Source organism: Nitratireductor sp. L15S-10 (genome assembly GCF_045011005.1).
In the GTDB taxonomy this organism is placed as follows: Bacteria; Pseudomonadota; Alphaproteobacteria; order Rhizobiales; family Rhizobiaceae; genus Nitratireductor.
The window spans coordinates 3,541,941-3,565,888 of sequence record NZ_CP120674.1 but is presented as its reverse complement, the minus strand read 5'-3'; the positions used below and the strand labels follow the sequence as shown (position 1 = coordinate 3,565,888).

At 60.2% G+C, this 23,948-nt stretch carries 20 protein-coding genes, 1 pseudogene and 1 riboswitch; of the genes and pseudogenes, 8 read left to right on the top strand and 13 right to left on the bottom strand.

Annotated elements, in window-relative coordinates; translation table 11 throughout:
- The first annotated feature begins 35 nt into the window (after positions 1-35).
- On the top strand, positions 36-962 hold the full coding sequence (locus P2W41_RS16950) for a LysR family transcriptional regulator (RefSeq protein WP_404935009.1): 927 nt from the start codon (positions 36-38) through the stop codon (positions 960-962).
- Positions 963-969: 7 nt separating this feature from the next.
- Here the strand turns inward: P2W41_RS16950 and P2W41_RS16945 are convergent, their stop codons facing one another.
- Positions 970-1,485, bottom strand: coding sequence for a GcrA family cell cycle regulator (locus P2W41_RS16945; RefSeq protein WP_292898911.1), 516 nt, complete (start codon positions 1,483-1,485; stop codon positions 970-972).
- A gap of 375 nt (positions 1,486-1,860) precedes the next feature.
- On the opposite strand from P2W41_RS16945, the gene P2W41_RS16940 reads away from it, so the two are divergent.
- From P2W41_RS16940 to P2W41_RS16930, 3 genes are read left to right on the top strand one after another with little or no spacing between them, the layout of a single operon-like run.
- On the top strand, positions 1,861-3,054 hold the full coding sequence (locus P2W41_RS16940) for an aspartate aminotransferase family protein (protein ID WP_292898913.1): 1,194 nt from the start codon (positions 1,861-1,863) through the stop codon (positions 3,052-3,054).
- A 19-nt stretch (positions 3,055-3,073) separates the two neighbouring features.
- Entirely contained in the window at positions 3,074-3,991 is a 918-nt protein-coding gene (gene argF / locus P2W41_RS16935; protein WP_292898915.1) for an ornithine carbamoyltransferase, read from the top strand.
- Positions 3,973-4,974 (top strand): Hsp33 family molecular chaperone, encoded by a 1,002-nt coding sequence (locus tag P2W41_RS16930; protein ID WP_292898930.1) that lies wholly within the window; start codon positions 3,973-3,975, stop codon positions 4,972-4,974. The genes argF and P2W41_RS16930 overlap by 19 nt, the downstream gene beginning before the upstream one ends.
- On the opposite strand, the gene apaG is transcribed toward P2W41_RS16930, so the two are convergent.
- Positions 4,967-5,359: a Co2+/Mg2+ efflux protein ApaG gene (apaG, locus tag P2W41_RS16925; protein WP_292898932.1), complete on the bottom strand. Its 393-nt coding sequence runs from the start codon at positions 5,357-5,359 to the stop codon at positions 4,967-4,969. The genes P2W41_RS16930 and apaG overlap by 8 nt on opposite strands.
- A gap of 191 nt (positions 5,360-5,550) precedes the next feature.
- Here apaG and P2W41_RS16920 point away from each other — a divergent pair, with 191 nt between their 5' ends.
- Positions 5,551-6,156: a CDP-alcohol phosphatidyltransferase family protein gene (locus tag P2W41_RS16920; protein WP_292898934.1), complete on the top strand. Its 606-nt coding sequence runs from the start codon at positions 5,551-5,553 to the stop codon at positions 6,154-6,156.
- 8 nt (positions 6,157-6,164) lie between these two features.
- Here the strand turns inward: P2W41_RS16920 and P2W41_RS16915 are convergent, their stop codons facing one another.
- A complete protein-coding gene (locus tag P2W41_RS16915) occupies positions 6,165-7,355 on the bottom strand; it encodes an O-succinylhomoserine sulfhydrylase (RefSeq protein WP_404933848.1) in 1,191 nt (396 codons plus the stop codon).
- 49 nt (positions 7,356-7,404) lie between these two features.
- A riboswitch (SAM riboswitch) is annotated at positions 7,405-7,482 on the bottom strand.
- Positions 7,483-7,565: 83 nt separating this feature from the next.
- Between P2W41_RS16915 and P2W41_RS16910 the strand changes: the two genes are divergently transcribed.
- On the top strand, positions 7,566-8,657 hold the full coding sequence (locus tag P2W41_RS16910; RefSeq protein WP_292898938.1) for a 2'-deoxycytidine 5'-triphosphate deaminase: 1,092 nt from the start codon (positions 7,566-7,568) through the stop codon (positions 8,655-8,657).
- Between the two features lie 9 nt (positions 8,658-8,666).
- Here the strand turns inward: P2W41_RS16910 and P2W41_RS16905 are convergent, their stop codons facing one another.
- The 9 genes and pseudogenes from P2W41_RS16905 to P2W41_RS16865 form a co-directional block, all read right to left on the bottom strand.
- On the bottom strand, positions 8,667-9,464 hold the full coding sequence (locus tag P2W41_RS16905) for an ion transporter (RefSeq protein WP_292898940.1): 798 nt from the start codon (positions 9,462-9,464) through the stop codon (positions 8,667-8,669).
- A 208-nt stretch (positions 9,465-9,672) separates the two neighbouring features.
- Positions 9,673-11,583: a PhoX family protein gene (locus tag P2W41_RS16900; RefSeq protein WP_404933847.1), complete on the bottom strand. Its 1,911-nt coding sequence runs from the start codon at positions 11,581-11,583 to the stop codon at positions 9,673-9,675.
- Positions 11,584-11,737: 154 nt separating this feature from the next.
- Positions 11,738-12,039, bottom strand: a pseudogene (locus P2W41_RS16895) (ligand-gated channel); the annotation flags it as partial.
- A 63-nt stretch (positions 12,040-12,102) separates the two neighbouring features.
- On the bottom strand, positions 12,103-13,431 hold the full coding sequence (locus P2W41_RS16890; protein ID WP_404933846.1) for an aspartate aminotransferase family protein: 1,329 nt from the start codon (positions 13,429-13,431) through the stop codon (positions 12,103-12,105).
- Positions 13,432-13,444: 13 nt separating this feature from the next.
- Positions 13,445-14,329 (bottom strand): MurR/RpiR family transcriptional regulator, encoded by an 885-nt coding sequence (locus tag P2W41_RS16885; protein WP_404933845.1) that lies wholly within the window; start codon positions 14,327-14,329, stop codon positions 13,445-13,447.
- Positions 14,330-14,333: 4 nt separating this feature from the next.
- Complete coding sequence (locus P2W41_RS16880) at positions 14,334-15,638, bottom strand: TRAP transporter large permease (protein ID WP_229450448.1); 1,305 nt, start codon at positions 15,636-15,638, stop codon at positions 14,334-14,336.
- Between the two features lie 10 nt (positions 15,639-15,648).
- Positions 15,649-16,164 (bottom strand): TRAP transporter small permease subunit, encoded by a 516-nt coding sequence (locus P2W41_RS16875; RefSeq protein ID WP_292898949.1) that lies wholly within the window; start codon positions 16,162-16,164, stop codon positions 15,649-15,651.
- A gap of 60 nt (positions 16,165-16,224) precedes the next feature.
- Complete coding sequence (locus tag P2W41_RS16870) at positions 16,225-17,340, bottom strand: C4-dicarboxylate TRAP transporter substrate-binding protein (RefSeq protein ID WP_404933844.1); 1,116 nt, start codon at positions 17,338-17,340, stop codon at positions 16,225-16,227.
- Positions 17,337-18,824 carry a M81 family metallopeptidase gene (locus P2W41_RS16865; protein WP_404933843.1) on the bottom strand — a complete coding sequence of 496 codons (1,488 nt, stop codon included), beginning with the start codon at positions 18,822-18,824 and terminating at the stop codon, positions 17,337-17,339. The genes P2W41_RS16870 and P2W41_RS16865 overlap by 4 nt, the downstream gene beginning before the upstream one ends.
- Before the next feature lie 272 nt (positions 18,825-19,096).
- Here P2W41_RS16865 and P2W41_RS16860 point away from each other — a divergent pair, with 272 nt between their 5' ends.
- The gene (locus P2W41_RS16860; protein WP_404933842.1) at positions 19,097-21,733 is read left to right on the top strand and encodes an ATP-binding protein; all 2,637 of its coding nucleotides are present in this window, start codon (positions 19,097-19,099) and stop codon (positions 21,731-21,733) included.
- Positions 21,730-22,929, top strand: a complete 1,200-nt coding sequence (locus P2W41_RS16855) for a sensor histidine kinase (protein ID WP_292898958.1) — start codon at positions 21,730-21,732, stop codon at positions 22,927-22,929. The genes P2W41_RS16860 and P2W41_RS16855 overlap by 4 nt, the downstream gene beginning before the upstream one ends.
- On the opposite strand, the gene P2W41_RS16850 is transcribed toward P2W41_RS16855, so the two are convergent.
- Complete coding sequence (locus tag P2W41_RS16850; protein ID WP_404933841.1) at positions 22,914-23,651, bottom strand: response regulator; 738 nt, start codon at positions 23,649-23,651, stop codon at positions 22,914-22,916. The genes P2W41_RS16855 and P2W41_RS16850 overlap by 16 nt on opposite strands.
- Between the last annotated feature and the right edge of the window lie 297 nt (positions 23,652-23,948).

Here is a 23,948-nt window from a genome sequence, read left to right as displayed (position 1 = left end):
TTTTGTTCATCCATATGGAGGTCGCCTTGTCCTGGATGCCGTTGCCCGCGCTGCGCACTTTCGTCGAGGTGGCGCGTTGGGGAAGCTTTAAAAAAGCGGCCCATATGCTCAATGTGACACCGACAGCCGTCAGTCATCAGATCAGAAAGCTGGAAGAGCAATTGGGTTGCGACCTCTTCGAGCGCCACGTGCGGCGCATCCTGTTGACCCGGGAAGGCGCTCGTCTCTATCCGATACTGGAGGATGCATTCGGGCGCATTGGCGATGCATTGGATGCGGTCCGGCGCGATTTTTCTCAGAGCTCGCTGGTGGTTTCGGCGACCATGGCCGTCTCGACGTTCTGGATTGCGCCGCAGGTGCGTGCGTTCCGTACTGCGTTCCCTGAGCTGGGCTGCCGTATTCTTGCCTCCGATGATGTGGTCGATCTGGGGAGCGGTGATGCCGATCTTGCGGTTCGGTTCCAGCGGGATATCAATCCTGGCCTTGAAAGTCTCGACCTTGCCCCCGGGAGATTTGCACCTGTGGCGGCTCCATCTCTTGCCCGCTTGTCCGTCCGCGACGCGCCGCTTCTGGCGTTTGAATGGATGTCACCCCACCCCGAAGCGCCTGATTGGGAAAAATGGTGGCGGGAAGCCGGCTTTGGGGCTCTCGATACGGGGCGGATTGCGTGGTTCTCGGATGAGGCCCATGCCGTCCAGGCGGCAATAAGCGGGCAGGGAGTCCTTCTCGCGAATGTAAGCCTGCTTGGGCGGGAGCTGGCTACGGGTCTTCTGAAATGGCTGGATGGGCCGATATTGCCTTATGGGCAGTTCCGCCTGGTTCGTTCCCGAAAACGACGGAGCGCCATCGAGGACGCCGCCTGGCAGTGGTGGTGTTCGGCACTTTCGAGAGCGGCTTCACCAATCGACAAAGAAAACCCGGCCGCGGTAAACCTTGGCCGGGTTAGTCCAGAGGAGACATAGGATAGGTTCAGCGGCTCCTGCGCCGCTCCGATGCGGGCTGATAGGCAAGACGTGAATGATAGGTGCAGTAAGGGCCGTTCTCGCCCGCTTCATTGCCGCAGAAGCTGAAGTCTTCAGAAAGAGGGTCGCCGTTCGGCCATTTGCAGGTGGTCTCGGTGAGTTGCACCAGCTCAAGCTTGCGTGAGATCGGGACCACCACATTTTCCGTCGGGCGAAGATAGGTCCGGGCTACCGGCTCCTCGTCAAACTGAGCCTGCAGTGCTGTTGCACCCACGCTGACCGTGGTTGGCCGGGTATTGCGGGGTCGGCGCGACGTCGTCGTGCCCTGTGCCGCGGGGGGCGCCTTTTTCTGGCGGGTGCGCGGGCTGGTGGCGCGGCCCCGGCTGGACAGCTTGAGGCGGTGGACCTTTCCAATCACGGCATTGCGGCTGACGCCGCCAAGCTGTGCGGCGATCTGGCTTGCGCTCAAGCCCTCCGCCCACAATTTCTTCAAGGTTTCGACTCTTTCGTCAGTCCAGTTCATCGGGACACGCTCCTGTCCAAGCGTGCGGAATCCGAATCCAGTCTCGCTCAGCCAAAGCTGAGGGAGCACCATATGATCATGGTAGATGTGGTCCGCCGCACAAAATGTAGTCTTTTTGCTTGGGCTGAAACTACCTTATCGCGAGACTCCGTGACAAGAGTCCTTACCGTAAGCTGATTCGCTTTTTGGGGTTTTCCCCAATTTGCTGGTTTTTGCTGTCACTGAGCTGTCGTGCCCGCGTGCGTTGACAGCCAAGCGGAAACAACCGATAAATCGCACGAGTGCCGCCCCTTGGGCGGCATTTTGATTTCATTCGTCCGTGCCCGTACTTGTTCGGAGCGGATACCAATCTCAGGCTCAGCGGAGACCGTGTGGATGCGTGAATCTGCGCTTTATGGAACTTATGCTCGCCAGCCACTGGCGTTTGAACGAGGCGAAGGATGCTGGATAGAGACCGCTGAAGGCGAGCGCTATCTGGATTTCGCAGCCGGAATTGCAGTCAACTCGCTGGGTCATGCCCATCCGCATCTTGTCGCTGCGTTGACGGAGCAGGCCGGCAAACTGTGGCATGTCTCTAATGTATACGAGATACCCGGCCAGGCTCGGCTCGGAGAGCGGCTGGCTGAAAACAGCTTCGCCGACAGGGTGTTCTTCACCAATTCCGGCGCAGAGGCGCTGGAGTGCGCCATCAAGACGGCGCGGCGCTACCACCATGTGAACGGGCAGCCCGAACGCTATCGCGTGATCACGTTCGAAGGCGCGTTCCACGGCCGTACGCTCGCAACCATCGCCGCCGGCGGACAGGCGAAGTATCTCGAGGGTTTTGGCCCGAAAGTCGACGGCTTCGATCAGGTTCCGTTTGACGATACCGAAGCGCTTCTGAAAATGATTGGCCCCGAGACGGCCGCGATCCTGGTCGAGCCCATCCAGGGCGAGGGCGGGGTTCGCCCGATCCCCAACGCATCATTGAGACGTCTACGCGAAATCTGTGATCGCCACGGGCTGCTGCTCATCCTTGATGAGGTGCAGAGCGGCGTTGGACGTACCGGCAAGCTGTTTGCACATGAATGGGCAGAGATCACTCCTGACCTCATGGCTGTGGCGAAGGGGATTGGCGGCGGCTTTCCGCTGGGCGCCTGCCTGGCGACGTCGGAAGCCGCCAAGGGCATGACCCCCGGCACCCACGGCACAACCTTTGGCGGCAATCCGCTCGCAATGGCTGTGGGCAATGCGGTTCTGGATATCGTTCTCGCTGATGGCTTCATGGAAAGCATCAGCAGGAAAGGGCTTCAGTTCAAGCAGAGCCTTGCTGCCGTCGCGGACGAGTTCCCGGACATTATCGAGGGCGTCCGCGGCGAGGGCCTCATGCTCGGCATCAAATGCAAGGTGCAGAATCTGCGTCTGCTGGAGGCGCTGCGCGATCAGAAGATGCTCGTGGTGCCGGCTGGTGACAACGTACTTCGGCTTTTGCCGCCATTGATCATTACCGAAGACGAGATCCGCGAGGCGGTAAAGCGCATCCATGATGCCGCCGCCGCGGTGAGGGCGACCGAAAAAGCCGATGCTTGAGAAAACCAGGGAGACGGGCATGGCCAGTGGTCTGCGCCACTTCATTGATCTTTCGACCGTTGATCCGCAGGATCTGCGTTTCATGCTCGACGATGCACGAGCACGCAAGGCGCGGCTGAAGGCCGGCGAGCGCGAAAGGCCTCTGGAAGGCAAGGCGTTGGCGATGATCTTCGATAAGCCGTCGACCCGTACCCGCGTTTCCTTTGATGTCGGCATGCGTCAGCTTGGCGGTGAAACGATCATGCTCACGGGCGCGGAGATGCAACTCGGCCGCTCCGAGACCATCGCTGATACGGCAAAGGTGCTCTCGCGCTATGTCGATGCGATCATGATCCGCACGACAGCGCATGAGCGTCTTGTCGAACTGGCGGAGAATGCCACCGTTCCGGTGATCAACGGGCTGACGGATGACACGCATCCGTGTCAGATCATGGCCGATATTCTCACCTTCGAGGAGCATCGGGGTCCGGTCAGGGACAGGCTCTTTGCATGGACAGGTGACGGCAACAATGTGCTGCATTCGCTGATCGAGGCATCTGCACGCATGGAGTTCCGGCTCAACATCGCGGTGCCCCCCGGCAGCGAGCCTATGGCACGGTATGTCGACTGGGCGCGTGCGAATGGCGGGCGGGTCACTTTCATGAAAACCGCCGAGGAAGCCGTGGCCGACGCCGACTGCGTCGTAACCGACACCTGGGTGTCGATGGGGCAGGAGCATCGTGCGCGCGGCGACAATGTCTTCAAGCCCTTCCAGGTGAATGAGGCGCTGATGAAGCACGCCAAATCCGACGCACTGTTCATGCATTGCCTGCCGGCTCATCGGGGCGAGGAAGTGACTGACGAGGTCATCGACGGGCCGCATTCGGTGGTGTTCGATGAGGCGGAAAACCGCCTTCATGCACAAAAGGCAGTTCTTGCATGGTGTCTCAACAGGTGACAGGCGAAACAAGACAATTGGGCGAGTTTGGCTTCGCCGGCGACGACCACGTCGTTCCTTTCGACGTCGATCCTCTGGATGTGCGCGGTCGCGCGGTTCAGCTCGGACCGATGCTCGATCAGATCCTTGCACGCCACACCTATCCCGAGCCGGTTGCCCGTCTGCTGGCAGAAGTTATCGTTCTCACCGTGCTTCTCGGGAGCTCGCTCAAGTTCGAGGGCAAATTCATCGTCCAGACCCGCTCCGACGGGCCGGTCGACATGCTGGTTGCCGATTTTTCCACGCCGAGCTCCATGCGGGCCTATGCGCGTTTTGACGAGACACGTCTCGAAGAGGCGATTGCAGCCGGCAAGGATGCTCCGGAGGATCTCCTTGGCGCCGGTGTTCTGGCTCTGACCGTGGATCAGGGGGCCGACATGCAGCGCTACCAGGGCATCGTACAACTCGACGGAGCCACGCTGGAGGACGTCGCGCGCACCTATTTCCGCCAGTCCGAGCAGATACCGACCGAGGTTCGTTTGGGCGTGGCCAAGATGGTTTTGCCGGGCGGTGAGAGTGGAGAGGAACATTGGCGGGCCGGCGGTCTGCTTCTGCAGTTCCTTCCCAGCTCGCCTGAGCGTATGCGCGGCCTGGACCTTCCCGGCGGCGACGGTGACGAGGGGCACGAAGGGTCCACCCATCCCGAAGACGACGCATGGCAGGAAGCGCGTATGTTGCTTTCCACTGCTGAAATGACGGAACTCGTTGACCCCACGGTCGGAGCCGAACGCCTGCTTTATCGCCTGTTTCACGAGCACGGTGTGCGCGTCTATGAAGGCTCTGACGTGCGCGATGACTGCTCATGCTCGCGAGACAAGATCAAGGCCGTTCTGGATGGCTTCACGCCGGAAGAGGTGGCTGACAGCACCGAGGATGGCGTCATACGCGTCACCTGTGAGTTCTGTTCAACCGAATACGTCTTCGATCCGACGGATTTCAGTTGACCCGGGCTGAGGCGCCGGGAAGATCGAGTGAGAAGGCGGGTATGTCGATCTCGAAAAGCGCTCCGCGCGGTCCTCGCATCGTGTAACGCCCCACCATGATGCCGGATGGAGCGGTTAGCGGGCACCCGGACGTATATGTGTAGCTGTCGCCCGGTTGCAGGACCGGCTGCTCTCCCACCACACCTTCTCCGCGCACCTCCTGAACCCGTCCCGTCTCGTCGGTGATGTGCCAATAACGCGCGACGAGTTGAACAGTCTCGGGCGAATGGTTCGTGATTGTGATCCGGTAAGCCCATACGAAATGGCCGCTTTCCGGGTCCGATTGTGCGGACAGATAGCTCGGTTCGGCGCTCACTTCGATTGATTGGGTAACAGCTCTGTACATGGCTCAAACTCACATTGCGCGCACTCGACGCAGGAAGGATGGAGCCTTCCCGTGAAAGATCAAGAGCATAGCAGAGATGAGATGGCGGATCATGCATGAGGTTCGGTGATCTTTCATGACGCCATTGTGAGCGGCATGAGAGGTCGAATGGCGATAAGCATGGGGCAATGAGAACAACTTGCTGGTGAAACATGCTTGACGGTTGGGCACACCGAAAGATCGACCCCGGGTTATCGGCCATGGCCACCCGTCTTGCGGCAGCGGGGGTGCGCGCCAATGCCGTCACCTATGCCGGGCTTGTTCTGGGGGTTGCCGCCGCCGCTCTCATAGCATGTCAGGCATTTTGGGCAGGGCTCGCCCTTATTCTGGCCAGCCGCTTATGCGACGGGTTGGACGGGGCCATCGCCAGAATTCACGGCAAGACCGATTTCGGCGGCTATCTCGACATCGTTCTGGACTTTGCCTTCTACGGCGCGGTGCCGCTCGGCTTCATCGTCGCCGATCCCGATGCGAATGCGATCGCCGGCGCAGTGCTCCTGCTGGCGTTCTACGTCAATGGCGCCAGCTTTCTCGCCTACGCGATCATGGCCGAGAAACACCGACTCAAGAGCGATGCCCGGGGCGAGAAATCGCTGTTCTTCACCACGGGGCTTGCCGAAGCGAGTGAGACACTGGCTGTATTCGTGGCCATGTGTCTCTTACCGTCGTGGTTCTCCATGCTTGCCTACGGTTTCGCCGCGCTTACCGCTTATACCACCGTTTCACGCATTGTTCTGGCGGGCAGGCGGTTCAGCTGAAATCTCGGCTAGATCGCGTCCAGCGCCCGTTCGATGTCGGCAAGAAGGTCGTCGCAATCCTCCAGACCGACCGACAGGCGCAGCGTGCCGTCACCAATCCCCAGCTCTGCACGGGCGTCATCCGACAGATTTTTGTGGGTGGTCGTTGCCGGGTGGGTGATGAGGCTTTTGGCATCGCCGAGATTGTTTGAAATCTGGAAGATTTTTAAAGCGTTCTCAAAAGCGAATGCGTCCTTCTTGCCGCCTTTCAGCTCAGCGCAGATAAGCGTCGAGCCGCCTTTCATCTGCCGGGCGATAATGTCGGCCTGTGGGTGATCCCTGCGACCCGGATAGATGACGCGGGCGACCTTGGGATGGGCAGCAAGCAGGTCGGCGATGCGGCCGGCGCTCTCGGTCTGCTGGCGCACGCGCAGCGGCAGTGTTTCCAGCCCCTTGAGCAGTGTCCATGCGTTGAAGGGTGAAAGACTGGGCCCGGTGTGGCGGAAGAAGTCCTGCAGATGCTCGTCCACCCATTCCTTATCCGACAAGACGACACCGCCCAGACATCGGCCCTGACCGTCAATGTGCTTGGTAGCGGAATAGACGACCACGTGCGCGCCCAGTTCAAGGGGCTTCTGCAGGAGAGGGGTGGCGAAAACGTTGTCGACAACCAGCCGGCCACCGATCTCTTTGGCAAGGGCGGCGACACCGGCAATGTCAGCCACCTCCAATGTCGGATTGGTAGGGCTTTCAAGAAAGAACAGCTTTGTGTTGGGGCGTATGGCCGCTTTCCAGTTTTCGAGCTTCGCGCCGTCGACAAGCGTTGTCTCGATCCCGTAGCGAGGCATCAGTGTCTCGACCACCCAGCGGCAGGATCCGAAAAGCGCGCGACCGGCCACCACATGATCACCTGCTTTGAGCGAACAAAGGAGCGCAGCGGTGACAGCCGCCATGCCGGAAGACATGGCCCGCGCCTCTTCCGCACCTTCCAGCGCGCACATGCGGCGCTCGAACATGTCGACGGTTGGGTTGGCATAGCGGGAATAGACGAAGCCCGGTTCCTCACCCTTGAAACGGGCTTCCGCAGCTTCCGCGCTGTCATAGATAAAGCCCTGCGTCAAATAGAGCGCTTCGGAGGTCTCGCCAAACTGTGAGCGGGTGACCCCGCCATGGACAAGCGCTGTCTGTGGTTTCCAGTCGTTCTTGGAGTTGTCTGTCATCGCTTCTACACCCAACAAAAAACCGGCCGCGAGAAGCCGCATGCCGGTCCGGTGATCGAGCGCGGCCTTTTAGCGACTTCTTTAACGTGGCTGCAAGCCGACCGGCCAAATCACCACGGGATAAAGCTCCATTACGCCTTCAAGCGCCTTGCGTCAACGACAAGCGGCGCTAAACCTCGTTCAATCAAATCCTGTGCAAGGAGAGGGGCGTTGGCAAAAGCGGGAATTCTGCCGGACAAGGATATTGCGGCACTGTTCGACAATGGAGCGCTCGCCTCGGCCCGCCCGCTGGATCACGATCAAATTCAGCCGGCCAGCCTCGATCTGCGACTTGGCACCGTCGCCTATCGCGTGCGCGCCAGCTTCCTGCCGGGGCCAAACCACCGCGTTTCGGAAAAGCTTGAGAAACTCAAGCTGCATGAGATCGCGCTTGGTGAGGGTGCAGTTCTGGAGACAGGCTGCGTCTATATTGTTCCACTGCTGGAGGGGCTCGATCTGCCAGACGGAATTTCCGCGTCGGCCAATCCGAAAAGCTCCACCGGACGCCTCGACATCTTTACCCGCGTGATGACCGATAACGGACAGGAGTTCGACAAGATCCCCGCCGGCTATTCCGGTCCGCTCTATATGGAGGTGAGCCCCCGCACCTTCCCGATCGTCGTGCGCACCGGCTCGCGTCTTTCGCAAATCCGTTTCCGCACTGGCAAGGCGCTGCTCGATGAAAGCGCTCTGGCGGAACTGCATGCGCGCGAGACGCTTGTTGCTTCGGAAGATCCCAACATCACCGGCGGTGGTATCGCGCTTTCGGTCGACCTGAGCGGTGGCAGCAACGGGTTGATCGGCTACCGCGCTAAACACCACACGGCGCTGATCGACGTGGACAAGCGCGATCAGCACGATATCGCGGACTTCTGGGAACCGCTGGCCGGCGATGGTGCGGGCGGCCTGATCCTCGATCCCGACGAGTTCTACATTCTCGTGTCGCAGGAAGCGGTGCATGTGCCACCGCACCATGCCGCCGAGATGACGCCCTTCGATCCATTGGTGGGCGAGTTCCGCGTGCACTATGCGGGCTTCTTCGATCCCGGTTTTGGCCATTCCTCCGCCGGAGGCACTGGCAGCCGCGCGGTTCTGGAAGTGCGCAGCCATGAGGTTCCATTCATTCTCGAGCATGGCCAGATCGTCGGCCGCCTCGTCTACGAACGGATGCTTTCACGCCCCGGAGCGCTCTACGGTGCGGATCTCAAATCCAATTATCAGGGCCAGTCGCTCAAGCTTTCCAAGCACTTCCGCATGGGCTGACCGCGAAGGTCAGCGCTCTTCTCGCACCTTTTCCGCGGCCATTGCCTGCACTTCTTTGCGCAGGGCTCGAATCTCGTTGAGGATGATCTCCTGCTCGGCCTGCAGGGCGGTGCGTTCGGCCGATGCCTCTTCATCATGCTCGGCCTGCATGGCCGAGACGATGATACCGATAAACAGGTTCAGCACGGTGAAAGTGGTCGAGACGATAAACGGAATGAAGAAGAGCCAGGCAAACGGATAGACTTCCATCACCGGACGGACGATCCCCATCGACCAGCTTTCCAGCGTCATGATCTGGAAGAGCGAATAGGCGGAAAGGCCTATCGTACCAAACCAGTCCGGAAAGGACGCACCGAACAGCTTCGTGGCCATGACAGCGAATACATAATAAACCAGCCCCAGAAGCAGCATGATGGAGCCCATGCCGGGCAGGGCTGAAATCAGTCCGCCGACCACACGCCGCAATGACGGCACCATGCTGACGAGCCGCAGAACACGCAGGATGCGCAGCGCGCGCAAAACCGAGAGCCCGGCGGTCGCCGGAACAAGTGCAATCCCCACCACCACAAGGTCGAAGATGCGCCAGGGGTCGCGGAAGAAGTTTTGCCGGTACACGGCAACCCGCGCGAGAAGCTCGGCGACGAAAACGCCCAGAATGGCCTGGTCCAGTGTTTTCAATAGCGGGCCAAATGCATCCATGGCCCGTTCAGAAGTCTCAAGACCCAGCGTGATCGCATTGACGACGATAAGGGCAGTGATGACCGCTTCGAAGCGGCGGGATTCGATCAGGCTTTTGAGCGCTTGCACGTTTGGAAGTCCGGTTGGTGTTTTGCAGCTTGGCGGCAAACAGGTGGGATGGATTTGGCGAAACGTCAAGCCGTTCGCGACAGTTCGGCCATAACGCGGCTGCGGCGCGGTCACCCGAGAAGTGGGAGCATCGTGCTCATTTCCCCCTGAACGAAACGAGGCAGGAAGCGTGGCTTCCTGCCTCGTTCATCAATTGCAGCGGTTCGAGCTAGCCGATGACTTCACCGTCTTCCCGCCAGACGGAGATCACTGCCGAGCGTGGCTTTCCATTGCCGTCCGGCCAGTTGCCGCCCGGATGCTGGATGCCGACGAACGCAACCTTGCGATCTGCCGACCAGGTGAGACCGGTCACTTCTGCGCCGTTCGGAGCTGTCAGGAAGCGGGCGATTTCACCGGTTTCGGGGTTGCCGACCAGCATCTGGTTGTTCCCCTGTCCTTCAAACTCGCCCTCATTGCTGTCATCACCATCGGTCTGGATCCACAGCAATCCGTCGGAAGAGAAAGCCATGCCATCGGGGGAATTGAACATGTTGCCTTCGTTGATGTTGTCCGAGCCGGCATAGACATTGTTGTAGGCCTTGGGGTTGCCGGCCATGACATAGAGATCCCAGGTGAACGTGTCGGCGCCGTGGTCCTCTCCTTCCGGCCGCCAGCGAACGATCTGGCCGAAATTGTTGGTCTCGCGGGGGTTGGGGCCACCCACGGGCTGTTCATCGCCGCCGGCATTGGCTTTCACACCGCGGTTCTTGTTGTTGGTCAGGGCGCAATATGCCTCCACCCGCAACGGGTTGGCGGCAACCCATTCCGGACGATCCATTGTGGTAGCGCCGACCTTGGAGCCAGCGATACGGGAAAAGACAAGAATCTCCTCAATGGTCATGCCGGTGGACTCTGGCGTCAGGGGCAGCCATTCGCCGGTCATGTCATCGTTGAACTTGGCGACATAGAGCGTGCCGTCGGAAAGCAGACCGTCCCCCGGCTGGCCTTCGGCCCAGGTGCCGTTCGACACATATCGATAGATGAACTCGCCACGCTCATCATCGCCCATATACACCACGACGCGCCCGTCGGCCGCCTGCACCATCTCGGCGTTTTCATGTTTGAAGCGTCCGAGCGCGGTGTGCTTGACAGGTGTCGATTCCGGATCGAGCGGGTCGATTTCAGTCACCCAGCCGTGACGGTTCGGCTCATTGGGCTCTTTGGACAGATCAAATCGTTCGTCAAATTTTTCATAGGCGTAACGGCCTTCGCCGCCGATGCCGTAGCGCACCTCGCCTTCCGTGGCTTCGTGATCCGGGACCTGACCCTCGGTGGTTTCACGTCTGGCCGTCGTGCCGAAATAGCCGTTGAAATTCTCTTCGCAGGTCAGATAGGTGCCCCAGAGCGTCTTGCCGGAGCCGCAATTGTTCATGGTTCCTTTCGGCGAGAGGCCTTCCGGATCGGCATTCGTTTTTACCAGATCGGAGCCCGCCGCCGGGCCATCCATGGTCATGGGTGTCTCATGCGTGATGCGTCGGTTATAGGGGCTGTCCAGCACCACGGCATAGCCATCGCCATTGTCGGCGATCTCCATCACGGTCACGCCCTGCAGGTTCTTGAGGAGTTTCACCTCGTCCGCATTGCGGGGCATGCCTTCTGCTTCGGCCGGGAGGTTGATCTCCGGGTTCACATATTCGGAGTTGATGGCGAGGATCGTCTTGTCGCCGTCTATGAAAGTCTCCATGCCATCGGTGTTCTCGCCGAACACCTTGTCCGAGAACTCGACAGGAACACCCCTTTCAGGCGAGTAGGCGCCTTCCGCATCCTTGAAAAGCGGGTCGCCCCAGCGAACAAGTGTTTTCCATCTATATCCTTTGGGGACGTGAATTTCGTGATCGGTCGCGATCCCGATGGGCTCAAACCTGAATGCCGCGCTTTCCGCCTTTGCAGTTGAGATGGAAGAAAGAACGCCGGACCCCATAACTGCGGCAGCGGAACCGAATGCGAGAACACCACCCAGAAAGCCGCGACGCGAGATGGCGCGCTCCACCACGGCGTCAAAACCATTGTCCTCAGGGCGCGGATCGCGCATTTCGTCGAATTCGTCCCATGACAGGCGAACGATATCCTGCTTGTTCATGACGGCAGTCCTCTGGCTGTTTGGCTGGATTGAGCCGCCGATGGCGGCATCTGCCGTTACCCGTAGCGAATGCATGCGACAGGATTTTTACAGGACTGTGTCCGGCGGGTCGAACTTAAGGCCGAAAATGAAAAGGGCCGACCATCGCGTTGGCATCCCGCATGTTAGTGGAAGCCGTTATGGTGTGTTTCATTCAAGGCATACCGCGCCACTTCGAGTGGGTGCAGAGTATCGCCGGCCAGACCCATGTTCATCTTGATCGGCGATCAGCCTTATCGCGACTGCGCTCATAGCCGAGTTCGAGGCGATGGCCTCCTGCTTCATGGCCGAGTTTGGCGAGAATGTTGCGCACCGCCGGCCCGGTGCCAGAATTTTAGGCCCGTCACCGCGCTCGTAAATCTTGCCGGTTGCGCCGTTCGTACCGTAAGAAAGACCGAGCCGAGACCCGATCATTTTGTCATGGAGCATTAGTCCGCGGTCGCCATGCGGGGCGTTCCAAAACTCGGGGACATTCTAATACTATTGTCCTCCGAGCGCGGCGTCGACGGCGTGGCCCAGTTTCTCGACGATCAGATCAATGGTTTCCCCGTCGACATTGTAAGGCGGTGCCAGGAGAATGTGATCGCCGGAGGCTCCGTCGATCGTGCCGCTCCCCGGGTAGATCAAAAGCCCCATATCCATCGCGCTTTTCTTGATCGCAGCGCTGATTTTCCGGCCAGGTGAAAAAGGCTCTTTGGTATCGCGATGCTCGACCAGTTCGATGGCCTGCAGCAGGCCGCGCCCGCGCACATCCCCGATATGCGGGTGATTGCCGAACCGGGCGAGCAGTCGCTCGCGCAACTGAGCGCCGCGCGCAACCACATTGTCGATGAGGGAGTCGTCACGAATGATCTGCTGAACGGCAAGCGCCGCAGCGCAGGCCAGTGGGTGGGCCGAATAGGTGTGCCCATGAACGAAACTGCCGCTGCCACCGGTGATGGTCTCGTAGACATCCTTTGAGCACATGACGGCGGCAATTGGCTGGTAGCCGCCGCCCAGCCCCTTGGCGAGTGTCAGAATGTCTGGCACCACATCGTCTTGTTCGCAGGCCAGAAAGCTGCCGGTTCTGCCGGAGCCGCACATCACTTCGTCGAGAATGAGGAGCACGCCGTAGCGATCACAGATTTCCCGGATTTTCTGAAAGTAGCCCTTTTCGGCGGCAACAGCGCCTGCGGTCGCTCCCACCACTGTTTCCGCCAGAAAGGCGATGACATTTTCAGGGCCGAGTCCCCTTATCTTGTCTTCGAGAAGGTCGGCAGCACGGTTTGCATAGTCATCCGCGCTCTCACCGGCGTGGGCATATCGGTAGGCGAAGCAGGGCTCGATCTTGGGTTCTTCGAGCAGGAACGGCGCATAGGGTTTTCGCCGTGGCGGATTGCCCCCGACCGAGAGCGCGCCCAGCGTGTTGCCGTGGTAGCTCTGGTGCCTGGAGATCACCAGCCTGCGCGAGGGCTCACCGCGCTCGACATGATATTGACGCGCCATCTTGATCGCGGCTTCGATGGCTTCGGAGCCGCTGCCGACGAGATAGACCCTGTCGAGTGGAAGCGATGTCGCCGCGCACAGATGATCGGCGAGTGCCTCGGCCGCGTTCGAAGTGAAGAAGCTGGTATGCGCATAGCTGATCTGTGTCATCTGCTGCTGAATAGCCTCAAGAACACGCACATCGCCATGCCCGATGCACGATACGGCAGCGCCGCCGCAGGCATCGATATAGCGCTTGCCGGTCTCGTCGATGATGTAGGCGCCGTTTCCCCCGACAGCGACCGGAAGCGGGTTGCGGGGGGAGCGGTGAAAAACATGGGTCATTCGGAGGTCTCTGTTATCGTGCGCGCCGGTGCGCGTGGTAGGAGCCGGAGGCGTAAAGCTGTTCTTCGATGGTGCCGATCCGCTCCATGGCGGTGTCCTGAAGCTCTGTCAGCATGGCAGCGGCAAGCCCTTCGACAACGCCGACAGCCGAAATCACCGATGGAAAGAAGGACGGGCTTTCGGCTGAGAAGAGCAGGCTGGTGGATGCATGGGGTTGCAATGGTGTGGCGCGGCTGTCGCTCAGTGAAACCAGTTTCGCGCCGGAATTGCAGATGCCCTCAGCCACCATGTCGATCTCGCGTGCATAGGGCTGGAAATTGATGGACAGAACCGCATCGCGCTCCGTCAGCATGGCAAGATCGGCCACCAGCGAAGAACCCTCGCTGCCGAGAAGCTCCACATTGGGCCGCAGCATCTTGCACAGATAGGTGAAGGTGAGCCCCGGCCCACGGCAGCTCATGAAGGCGGCAACGTAAAGCCGCTCGGCATGTGCAAGCGTTTTGGCGGCGGAAGCGATATCTGCGGTCGAATTGATCTCCAGCGCATAGGCAAGGCTTGCCTCCTGCGCCTTGAAGGTCTCGGCCAGAAGGCCGCTGCCCTTGTCCTGTTTGACGGCCGCCACAGCCTTGTCGGCATAGCGTGCGGGTCCGGTCCTGAAGCTGTCCGCATAAACGGCACGCAATTGCGACCAGTCGGCAAAATCCAGCGTGCGCGCCAGGCGCACGAGGGTGGCTGGCGCAACGCCGGCGCGGTTGGCGATCTCGCGCATGGAGAGCAGCACGACGTCGTCCGGGTGATCGATCAGGTAGCGGGCTCCATCGGCAAGCCGGCGGGGCAGCGTTTCAATTTGCGAGATCATGCGCTGTGTCAGCGCTTCAAGGTCTGTCATCTCTGCCATTCTTTTACCCGCTTATCAGGCTGGGCAACCACAGGACGGTTGCCGGAAATGCGATGAGTATGGCGACGGTCACCACATCGGCAAGCAGGAACCATCCCACGCCGCGGAAGACATCGCTGATGGACACTTTATCGGCGACGACATTCTTGATGACGAAGACATTGAGACCGACCGGCGGTGTGATCAGCCCGATCTCCAGATATTTGGTGATCATGACGCCGGCATAGATCAGGCTGATGTCCGCGGTCTCGAAGATCGGCAGGAGAACCGGAAGGGTGAGCAGCATCACCCCGATGGGATCGAGGAACATACCGAGCACCAGATAGATCAGCGACACCGCGATGATGATCAGAAGCGGCGACATGTCTTCTCCGATAAGCCCCTGCACATAGTCGGGGAAGCCCGCAAAGGCGAAAAGCCGGGTCAGAAGCGCTGCGGCCACCGCTATGAGGAAGATTGCGGAGGTGGAGCGGATCGTCTCGAACGCAGCCGCCTTCAGCGCTTCCCAGCTCAGTGTGCGCTTGGCAAAGCCGATGGCGATGGAGGCAAGGGCACCGATGGCGCCGGCTTCGGTTGCGGAGAAAAGCCCGGCAAAGATGCCGCCGAACACGGTGATGACGAGCAGGAAGAGCGGCCATGTCTCGCCCAGAGCAAGAAACCGCTCGCGCCAGTCGACGCTCGTCTCGCGCGGCGCAAGCGCCGGGTTGTGCTTGACGCGAAGCAGGATCATCAGGCCATACATGAGCGCGGTCAGAAGGCCCGGAATAACGGCACCGATGAAGAGCTCGCTGACGGGAACCTCGGCAAAAACGGCATAGAGAAGCAGAATGGTGCTCGGCGGGATGAGCGAGCCCATCGTGCCGGCGGCGGCAATCGTGCCAACGGCAAGCTTGGCGTCGTACCCACGGTCGAGCATGGCCGGTACGGCGATCTTGCCCATGGCGGCTGCACAGGCGACGGACGAGCCGGTGACGGAAGAAAAGAGCGCGGCCCCACCCACCGAGGAGATGGCAAGCCCGCCGGGCAGAAAGTTGAGCCAGGCGCGGGCGACACGGAAAAGCCCGTCTGTCAGACCGGCGGAAAAGCACACATAGCCCATGAACAGAAACATGGGGATGGCGCTCAGGCTCCAATGGGCGGCGAAGGCATGGGGAACCGAGCGCATGACGCCCCATGTCGCCCGTTCTCCCACAAGGAGATACATGCCGACGATTGCGACGAGGCCCAGCGCTGCCGCAACGGGAACGCGCAGCGCAAGGAGGATCATGAGCGCCCCAAGCGCCCAGTAGACGAGGGTGATGCTATCCACGGTGAGGCCCTTAGTGGTCGCTGTTTTGTGTCTGGGGTGAAACGGCGCGCGAAATCGCGCAAGCCGCTCGGACAAGGCAGAGAAGTGCCGTCAGGAAACCCGCCACCGGCAGGAAAAAGCGCGGCGGCCATGTGATCACGGGGATCATGCCGACAATGAACTCGCCCTGACGATAGGCGCGCAGCGCCTGTTCAAACCCCGCATAGGCGATCAGTGCCAGAAACGCGCCGAAGCAGATCAGCGCAAAGGCATCGAGCACCGCCTGTGCCCTTGGTCCCAGCCCCTGATAGAACAGATCGACGGCAATGTTCTCGTTGCGCCATTCGACATTGAGCAACGGAAGAAAGATGAGTGCCGGCATCCACCAGTCCGACACGATCTCCAGTGTGGAGGGCATCGGCTTGCCAAAGAGGTAACGGCCGCCGACATCCAGGCAGATCTGGAACATCATGACGACGAGACACAGGCTGGCCAGAAACGCCAGCAGGCGGCCAATTCGGCCCAGAAAGAGATCGATTGTTTGCATGGTGGATCCCGGCTGATCAAAAGCGTGGGCGGCACCCGCAAGGGCGCCGCCGTGACAGGCTCAAAGGCCGTATTCGGTTTCAGAAAGCTTGTCGAAGATCTCGGTCTTCATGCGCTCTGCGAGGGCCTCGTCGGAAAGGCCGGATGCGGTGATCTCTTCCCACTTGGCCAAAGCCGCCTGATAGCTCTCGATCAGCGATTGCGCGTCGTCCACTCCGTAGACGTCCTTCGCCTTCGTCACAATCGCAGAAACGTCCTGGCTGTTGAAACTGGCGATTTCGGCTTCAAGCGCCTCCGGCTTGTCCAGAACCTTCATGCCGTGATCGGCCGCTTCGGCTTTCGCCTCCTCGTTCTGCGCGACATAGGCCTTGGTCGTCGCAACGATGGCCTCGGCCATCTTGTCCAGCATGACGCGCCGGTTCTCGGGGGTGAGCTCCGCCCAGCTGTCCTTGTTGAAGGCGAGAAGCGGCCCGGAATTGTAGACGCCGAAACTGCCGAGCGTGATCGTGTCGGCGACATCCCAGAGCGAATGCGTTTTCAGCGAAGCGGCGGGCTGCATGGCAACGTCGATGACACCCTTGTCGAGCGCCTCATACATTTCCGAGCTGGAGGTGTGGACGACCGTCGCGCCAGCCTCACCGATCCAGCGATCCCACGCGCCGCCGGGCGAACGAACACGCTTGCCGGCGATGTCCGCCGTCTTGCCGATCTCGCTCTTGCTGATCAGCGCATAGGGCGCGGTGGCATAGCTGCCGGTATAGACCACGTTCTGCCTGGAAAATTCTGCAATGCAGGGCGCGCAGTTCAAGAGGGTGAATTCGGTGACGGCCGCCGCGACGGCAAGGGAGTTGCCGCTCAGCATGGCAAGCTCTGCCACAAGCTGGCTGGTGGGAAGCTGTGCCGGGTTGTAGGTGAGCGCGAGCACGGAAGCATCAGCCACGCCATCGCCCAGTCCCGTCAGGGTTTCCTTGCCACCCAGAAGCGCGCCGCCCGAAACGAGCTTGAAGGTCACATCTCCCTTGGAGGCTTCGGCCACCGCCGGGAAATATGTTTCATAGCCAGCGAAGATTGTCGGATGCGACGGGGCGACCCAGGAACTGACTGTGAGTTCGATCGCAGCGGCGCTGGCCGTGCTGGCGGCCAGAGCGAAAATGGCGGCGGTGATGGTTTTCTTCATGTTACCCTCTGTTCTTTCAGGTTGAAGCGCTCCCGAGGCACATTTCGGAAGGGCAGTTTTGAAACGTCAGCCATGGCTGGCCCCAGCGTTTCGCAGGACTGGATGACGTCGAACCGGTTGCCGAATGCAGCCCGGAAATGGTTTTTCGCCTTGGCGAGCAGGACGGGCACGTCGTCGATCTCGATCCCGTGAAGACGGAAATAGGCGCTGTCATTGGGAGACTGGCAGCCCGTGGTCACGATGACCCGAAGGTTTCCGACGCGCAGCAGAGCTGTCGGACCGAGGTCCACCTTCATGCCCCGCTCCATGGCGTCCTCGTTCTGGAAACGGCCATCGGTGATGCGCAGGACTTCGGCCCGGCAGGCGACCGGCTCTCCGAAGCGGGCGTCGAGCCTTGCGCCGAGGCTGATGTCGAGCTCTGCACCAATGCCCGCCCGATGGGCTTCCGCCACGATCTCCGGTGCGGAGAAGAACGCAAACACGCTGCCCTCTGGCAGTCCCGCATTCATGGCAGCACGGAAGAGGCCTGGTGTGTCGCCAATTCCTCCGGAAAGGGGATTGTCGGCAGGCTCAAGGATCGCAACGCGACTTCCATCAGCCCATGGGCGGCCCGCGAGCACCGCTTCAGCCGAGGGAAGATCAGGCTGAAAGCGAACCTGCGTGCCTCGCATATAGCCGGCAACATGATCCGCCAGAGCCTGCCCCTGATATCTGTCCTCGCATGTCACGAGAACGCCGGAGTTGGCCTGCGGAACGTCCGCATAGGCGAAGCTTGCAAAGGGATAGGCAACCGGAAAGAGAGACTTGCCGCCGATCTTGAGGCCCGCCGCCCGTGCTTCTTTTTCGATATCCAGCATGGGGCCGGGCCCATCGGTGCGCATGTTGAAGCTCGGCAGGATCCTGTCGATCGTTTTCAAAAGCACACGGCTCTGCACCCCGTTCCTGATGATGTGCGCCAGCATGTCCAGCGCGTCGCGCGCGGCCTCAGCCATGTCTATGTGAGGATAGGTCCGGTAAACGGTAGCGGCATTGAGCATGCCGGCAAGCTCCGGCGCGATGCAGGCATGCATGTCGAAGGACGCGGCAATGGGCAATTTCGGAAAGCGGCGACGCAGTGCCGCGACCAGTGTCGTTTCCGGATCCGGGTCGACGGTGCCGATGCAGGCTCCATGGAGAGACAGATACAGACCGTCGATACCCGTCAAAGCCGGGTCTTCCGCAATCTCTGCCGTTAGCCGGTCAAGAAGCGTCTGTTCAACCGGTCCGGCCGGAGCGGCCGAAGCGCAGCGCGAGAAGACCAGTTCAACGTCCGGGTGCATGGCAGCCCAGGAAAGCGCTCCGCCAGGCTCGGTGGATGTGTTTCGGTAAAGCACGGCAGCTTCGTCGCCACGGCACCATTCGCGCGCCTCGAAATGTTCGAGTTTTGTCTGGCAAACCGAGAATGAGTTCGCTTCGTGCCAAAGGCGAGCGATGCCGATACGCATACTTCATCCGACTAAAATAAAACAAATGTTCCGATACTTAAAAAATAATTGTTTTGTTTTGTCAACAGCATTCGGGCTTTCGGTCGACCTGTAGAGGCTATGTGGCCGGCAGCCTTGGTCAATCGGCGGAAGGGGGCATGAAAAGAACGCGCACTGGTTTCGACGCCGGCTTTGTGTGATCATCTCTGAAGGGGAGAATGGGAGAGCAAAAACAAGATGCGGAAAGCACAGGCCCTGCCTTGCAGGCAGTGTAACGGGCGGAGTGCGGTTTAGTGGAAACGCCGCAATCACCTGCCTTACGATCCTATCATTCATGGATCGCCAATGAAACGCTGGAGGATTATTCGCTGCGCTATGCGGCGCGGTCGTTCCGGCGCTGGTCTCCGTTCGTCATCGCGAACACCGCGCTGGGCGGCATCTCGTTTCTGGCGCTGGAGGCCATCGGCGGAGCGATCACGCTGAGCTACGGCTTCGCCAACGCGTTTCCCGCCGTACTCATCACCTGCCTGTTCGTCTTTGTCACGAACCTGCCCATTGCTTACTATTCGAGCCGCTACAACATCGACATGGATCTTCTCACGCGCGGGGCGGGGTTCGGCTATATCGGCTCCACCATCACCTCGCTGATCTATGCGACCTTCACCTTCATCTTCTTCGCACTCGAGGGTGCGATCATGGCGCAGGCGCTGAAGCTTTTCGCGGATGTGCCGCTGGTGCTGGGCTACATCATTTCATCGCTCGTCATCATTCCCATCACCTTCATGGGCGTCACGATGATCAGCAAGTTGCAGATGGTCACTCAGCCCATCTGGATCGCCATGCTGCTTGCGCCCTTCATCTACATCGCGGTCGGGCATCCCGAAACGCTCGATCAGTGGATGGCATTCGCTGGCAGCGAAACGTCTGATGGCGGTTTCGATGTGCTTGCCTTCGGTTCGGCCATCGGGGTTCTGTGCGCTCTTTCCATCCAGATCGGCGAGCAGGTGGATTATCTGCGCTTCCTGCCCGACAAGACGCGCGAAAACCGCTGGCGCTGGTGGGCGGCGGTCATCTCCGCCGGTCCCGGGTGGATCGTGGTTGGCGGTTTCAAGATCCTGTGCGGCAGCCTTCTGGCCGTGCTCGCGGTCTCTGCCGGCCTGTCGCCATCGACGGCGCTCGAGCCGATCCACATGTATATCAAGGCCTATGAATATGTGAGTGACGACCCCCGCACCGTGCTGGCCCTGGCAGCGGTTTTTGTCCTCATCTCGCAGGTCAAGATCAACGTGACGAATGCCTATGCCGGCTCGCTCGCCTGGTCCAATTTCTTCTCGCGCGTCACGCATTATCACCCTGGCCGCGTGGTCTGGCTGATCTTCAACATCCTGATCTCTCTGCTTTTGATGCTGCTCGGCATCTTCCAGACGCTGGAGCTGGTGCTGGCGGTCTATTCGGTCATCGCCGCCGCGTGGATCGGCTCCATCTTCGCCGATCTCGCCATCTTGAAGCCGATGGGCGTCAGCCCGCCTTTCACCGAGTTCAAGCGCGCCTATCTCTACGATTTCAATCCGGTGGGTTGCGGGTCGATGGCGTTTGCTTCCCTCTTCGCGCTCATCTGTTTCATGGGCGGATTCGGGGATCTGGCGGAAGCATATGCTGCTCCCATAGCTTTCTTTACCGCGCTTTCAGGCGCCGTTCTGATCGGCGTGGCGACACGCGGTCGCTATTATCTCGCCCGCCCGCGCGTGCCGCTTGCCGAGCCCGACAAACCTGTGGTGCGCTGTGAAATCTGCGAGCTGGAATATGAGCGACCGGACATGGTGCATTGCACCTTTTATCAGCGCCCGATCTGCTCGCTTTGCTGCAGTCTCGATTCCCATTGCCATGATGTCTGCAAGTCGTCCGGCACGGTTCTGGAGAACTCGCGTTCGCGTTATTTCGGCCGCGCCCTGCGCAGCAAGATCGCGCCACGCATGACGCAGCGGCTGCTCAAGGTGAGCGGCGTCCTTTTCTCGCTCGCCGTGATGACAGCCGCGGTATTCCTGCTCACCTACCGGCTGATAGAGCCCACTGCGCTTCAGCCGCATGTGGAAAGCGGTACGCTTCTCCTGCGGGTGTTCCTTGCGCTTCTTCCGCTGCTTGCCATTGGCGCATGGTGGATCGTTCTCTCGCATGAAAGCCGGGAACTGGCAGAGCGCGATCTCGTCACCTCGCTTGAAAAGCTGAGGCAGGCGCAGCAGGAACTCGCGTCAAACGAGCGTCTGGCGGCAATCGGCCAGATAACCGCCACGGTGAGCCATGAGCTGCGCAATCCGCTGGGCACCATGGTCACCTCCACCGATATTCTGCGTCGCTCTCTCAAAAACGCCGATGAACCTGTGACGGGCGAGTTGCAGCGCCTGCAGCGCAATGCCTGGCGCTGTGTTCGCATCATCGAGGATCTTCTGGATTTCTCGCGCAAGCACGCTCCTGTCATGTCGCCCGTGGCCATCGACCGCTGGGTCAAGCAGCAGTTGAGCGAAGAGGACCAGGAGATCGCGCATCTCATCACGCTCAAGCTCGATGCCGGTTGCGATGTCCTTGCCGATGCCGAGCGTCTGCGGCAGGCCTTCTCCAATGTTCTGCAGAATGCGGCGCAGGCCTGTGAGGAGCGCGGGAAGCAAAGCGGTCAGATCATCATTTCCACACAACGTCTGCGCGACCGGGTTTACCTTTCGGTCTCCGACAATGGCGGCGGCATGTCTCAGGATGTGGCAGACCGCGTGTTCGAACCGCTCTTCAGCACCAAGGCGTTCGGTGTCGGGCTTGGCATGCCGCTCGTCAAGCGCATCATGGAGCAGCATGGCGGCGACGTGCTTATCGAAAGCCAGAAAGATGTCGGCACAACCGTGTCGCTCGTTCTGCCATGCGCGGGAGAGCGTGAGCCATGACCGATCGCGAAATCGATCTTCCCGCAGAGGTCATTGGAGAACATCCGCTGCGCGAGACCACGCCGGCGGAAGATCAGGGCGTTCTGATCGTTGACGATGACGAAGATTTTGCCGCAAGCCTTTCGGGCCTCTTGAAGATCGAGGGGTTCAGGGTCGCAGTCGCGCATGATCCCCAGGCAGCGCTTGCCGTTCTTGAGGAGGCGCGAATGGCAGTCGCCCTGGTCGATGTGCGACTTGGCACGGGCAATGGTGTCGATCTCGTGCGCCAGATTCGCCAGCGCGATCCCGATGTGGTGTGTGTAATGGTCACCGCCTACGCCTCCATAGACACCGCCGTCGAGGCGCTCCAGGCCGGCGCCTACGATTACCTCTGCAAACCGTTTCACAGCGAGGACCTGCTGGCGACGCTAGCCCGATGTTTCGAGCGGATCCGGCTTCTGGAGGAAAAGCGGCTGGCTGCCGAGCGGTTGGGGCAGAAGCAACGCATGGAGGCCATGGGACAGCTCACCAGCGGCATCGCGCATGATTTCAACAACATCCTCGCCGTGCTTCTAAGCAATCTGCGCTGGCTCGAAGAGCGCCTGTCGGATCAGCCTGAACTGGCGGAGATCGTGGCGGATGCGCTGGACGCTACACAATCAGGTTCGGATCTGACGGACCGGCTTCTCCAGTTCGGGCGTCAGAATGCGAAGGATGTAGCCGCAATTCAGCTTGGTGAAGCCCTGCCTCCGTTGATGCGCATGCTCGGACGCACGCTTGGAGAGACGGTTACGATCTCGCTCAAGGTCGCCGATGGGCTGAATAGCGTGCTCATTCCTGCGGGCCAACTGGAACCCAGCCTGCTCAACCTCGCGCTGAATGCGCGTGATGCCATGCCCGGTGGTGGAAATCTGCATTTTGAAGCGTCGAATGTCATTGTCCGTCCGGAGGATGCGCGCGTTGCCTCCGGTCTCCTGCCGGGCCGCTACGTGCTCCTGTCGGTGCGCGACACGGGCCACGGCATGCCGGTGGCGGTGCGCCGTCGTGCTCTTCAACCCATGTTCACAACCAAGCCGCCAGGACAGGGCAGCGGGCTTGGCCTGTCGATGGTGGATGGTTTTGTGCGCCAGGCCGGTGGCAGGCTTGGCATTCTCAGCACGCCCGGCAAGGGGACCTGTGTCAATCTCTACCTGCCGGCGCACTATTCGTCGGATTGAGGCGCAAACATGTAGCCGACACCTCGAATGGTCTTGATGAACTGTGTGTCGCGGGCATTGTCACGCAGTTTGCGTCGGATCTTGCCGATCATCACGTCAATGCTGCGATCGTAGGGGTTCCAGTTGCGATTGGCGACGATATCAAGGATCTGCTCGCGCGAAAGCACGCGTCCGCGGCGCTCCACCAGTGCGGCCAGAAGCTGGAATTCCTGACTCGTGAGGCGCACGGATTCACCTCTTGGAGAGGCAAGGTGGTGGCGTGAGGGGTCAAGCTGCCAGCCGGCAAAACACATGACCGGTGAACGGCTTTTCTCCTGGGGCTCCGGCACGCTGATGCGCCTCGCAAATCGGCGCATGACGGTGCGGATGCGAGCCAGCAATTCACGTGGCTCAAACGGTTTGGTCACGTAGTCGTCAGCGCCCAGTTCAAGGCACACCACTTTGTCGATCGTGTTGTTTTTGCCAGAGAGCATGATCAGCGGCAGGTCGTGCTGGGCCCTCAGGCCGCGCGCCAGCGAAACACCGTCTTCGCCCACGGGAAAGGTAAGATCGAGAATGACCAGATCGAAATCCTCGTCCGCCATGGCCCGCCGCATCGCGCGGCCGTCTTCAGCGCTCGTGACGGCATAGCCTTCACTCGTGAGGAAACGCTGAAGAAAGCGCCGAAGACGCTGATCATCATCGACCACAAGAACGCGATGCTTTTCGTCCAAGATCCCCATGGCTCATACGATAGTCGCAAACGCTTGCGCTGGTCGAGACAGGATCGCTCTCCGATTGCTCGTAAAACTCAGCCTCCGTCTGCGCGTAAAGGAAACAGACGCATCTGCCGAGAGGGGAACTCTGGTTGAAATGTCGAACAACCAATTGAAAATCATTTCATATTTTCGATTATTCAGCCTTAAACAGTTTTTATATGCCACCTCGGACGGTTACAAAAAATTACACAGCCTGCGTTCTCCGGAGCCAATCGGGTTACAGACCAAACCTAATCTTCTCCGGCACGGTTTCGCCTGGGT

Coding starts and splice junctions, on each gene's coding strand:
- P2W41_RS16915 (WP_404933848.1), bottom strand. CDS start 7,355: ATGACAGACAACTCCAAGAACGACTGGAAACCACAGACAGCGCTTGTC.
- P2W41_RS16920 (WP_292898934.1), top strand. CDS start 5,551: ATGCTTGACGGTTGGGCACACCGAAAGATCGACCCCGGGTTATCGGCC.
- P2W41_RS16870 (WP_404933844.1), bottom strand. CDS start 17,340: ATGAAGAAAACCATCACCGCCGCCATTTTCGCTCTGGCCGCCAGCACG.
- P2W41_RS16940 (WP_292898913.1), top strand. CDS start 1,861: ATGCGTGAATCTGCGCTTTATGGAACTTATGCTCGCCAGCCACTGGCG.
- P2W41_RS16950 (WP_404935009.1), top strand. CDS start 36: ATGCCGTTGCCCGCGCTGCGCACTTTCGTCGAGGTGGCGCGTTGGGGA.
- P2W41_RS16890 (WP_404933846.1), bottom strand. CDS start 13,431: ATGACCCATGTTTTTCACCGCTCCCCCCGCAACCCGCTTCCGGTCGCT.
- P2W41_RS16855 (WP_292898958.1), top strand. CDS start 21,730: ATGACCGATCGCGAAATCGATCTTCCCGCAGAGGTCATTGGAGAACAT.
- P2W41_RS16875 (WP_292898949.1), bottom strand. CDS start 16,164: ATGCAAACAATCGATCTCTTTCTGGGCCGAATTGGCCGCCTGCTGGCG.
- P2W41_RS16850 (WP_404933841.1), bottom strand. CDS start 23,651: ATGGGGATCTTGGACGAAAAGCATCGCGTTCTTGTGGTCGATGATGAT.
- P2W41_RS16945 (WP_292898911.1), bottom strand. CDS start 1,485: ATGAACTGGACTGACGAAAGAGTCGAAACCTTGAAGAAATTGTGGGCG.
- P2W41_RS16865 (WP_404933843.1), bottom strand. CDS start 18,824: ATGCGTATCGGCATCGCTCGCCTTTGGCACGAAGCGAACTCATTCTCG.
- P2W41_RS16930 (WP_292898930.1), top strand. CDS start 3,973: ATGGTGTCTCAACAGGTGACAGGCGAAACAAGACAATTGGGCGAGTTT.
- P2W41_RS16900 (WP_404933847.1), bottom strand. CDS start 11,583: ATGAACAAGCAGGATATCGTTCGCCTGTCATGGGACGAATTCGACGAA.
- apaG (WP_292898932.1), bottom strand. CDS start 5,359: ATGTACAGAGCTGTTACCCAATCAATCGAAGTGAGCGCCGAACCGAGC.
- P2W41_RS16885 (WP_404933845.1), bottom strand. CDS start 14,329: ATGGCAGAGATGACAGACCTTGAAGCGCTGACACAGCGCATGATCTCG.
- argF (WP_292898915.1), top strand. CDS start 3,074: ATGGCCAGTGGTCTGCGCCACTTCATTGATCTTTCGACCGTTGATCCG.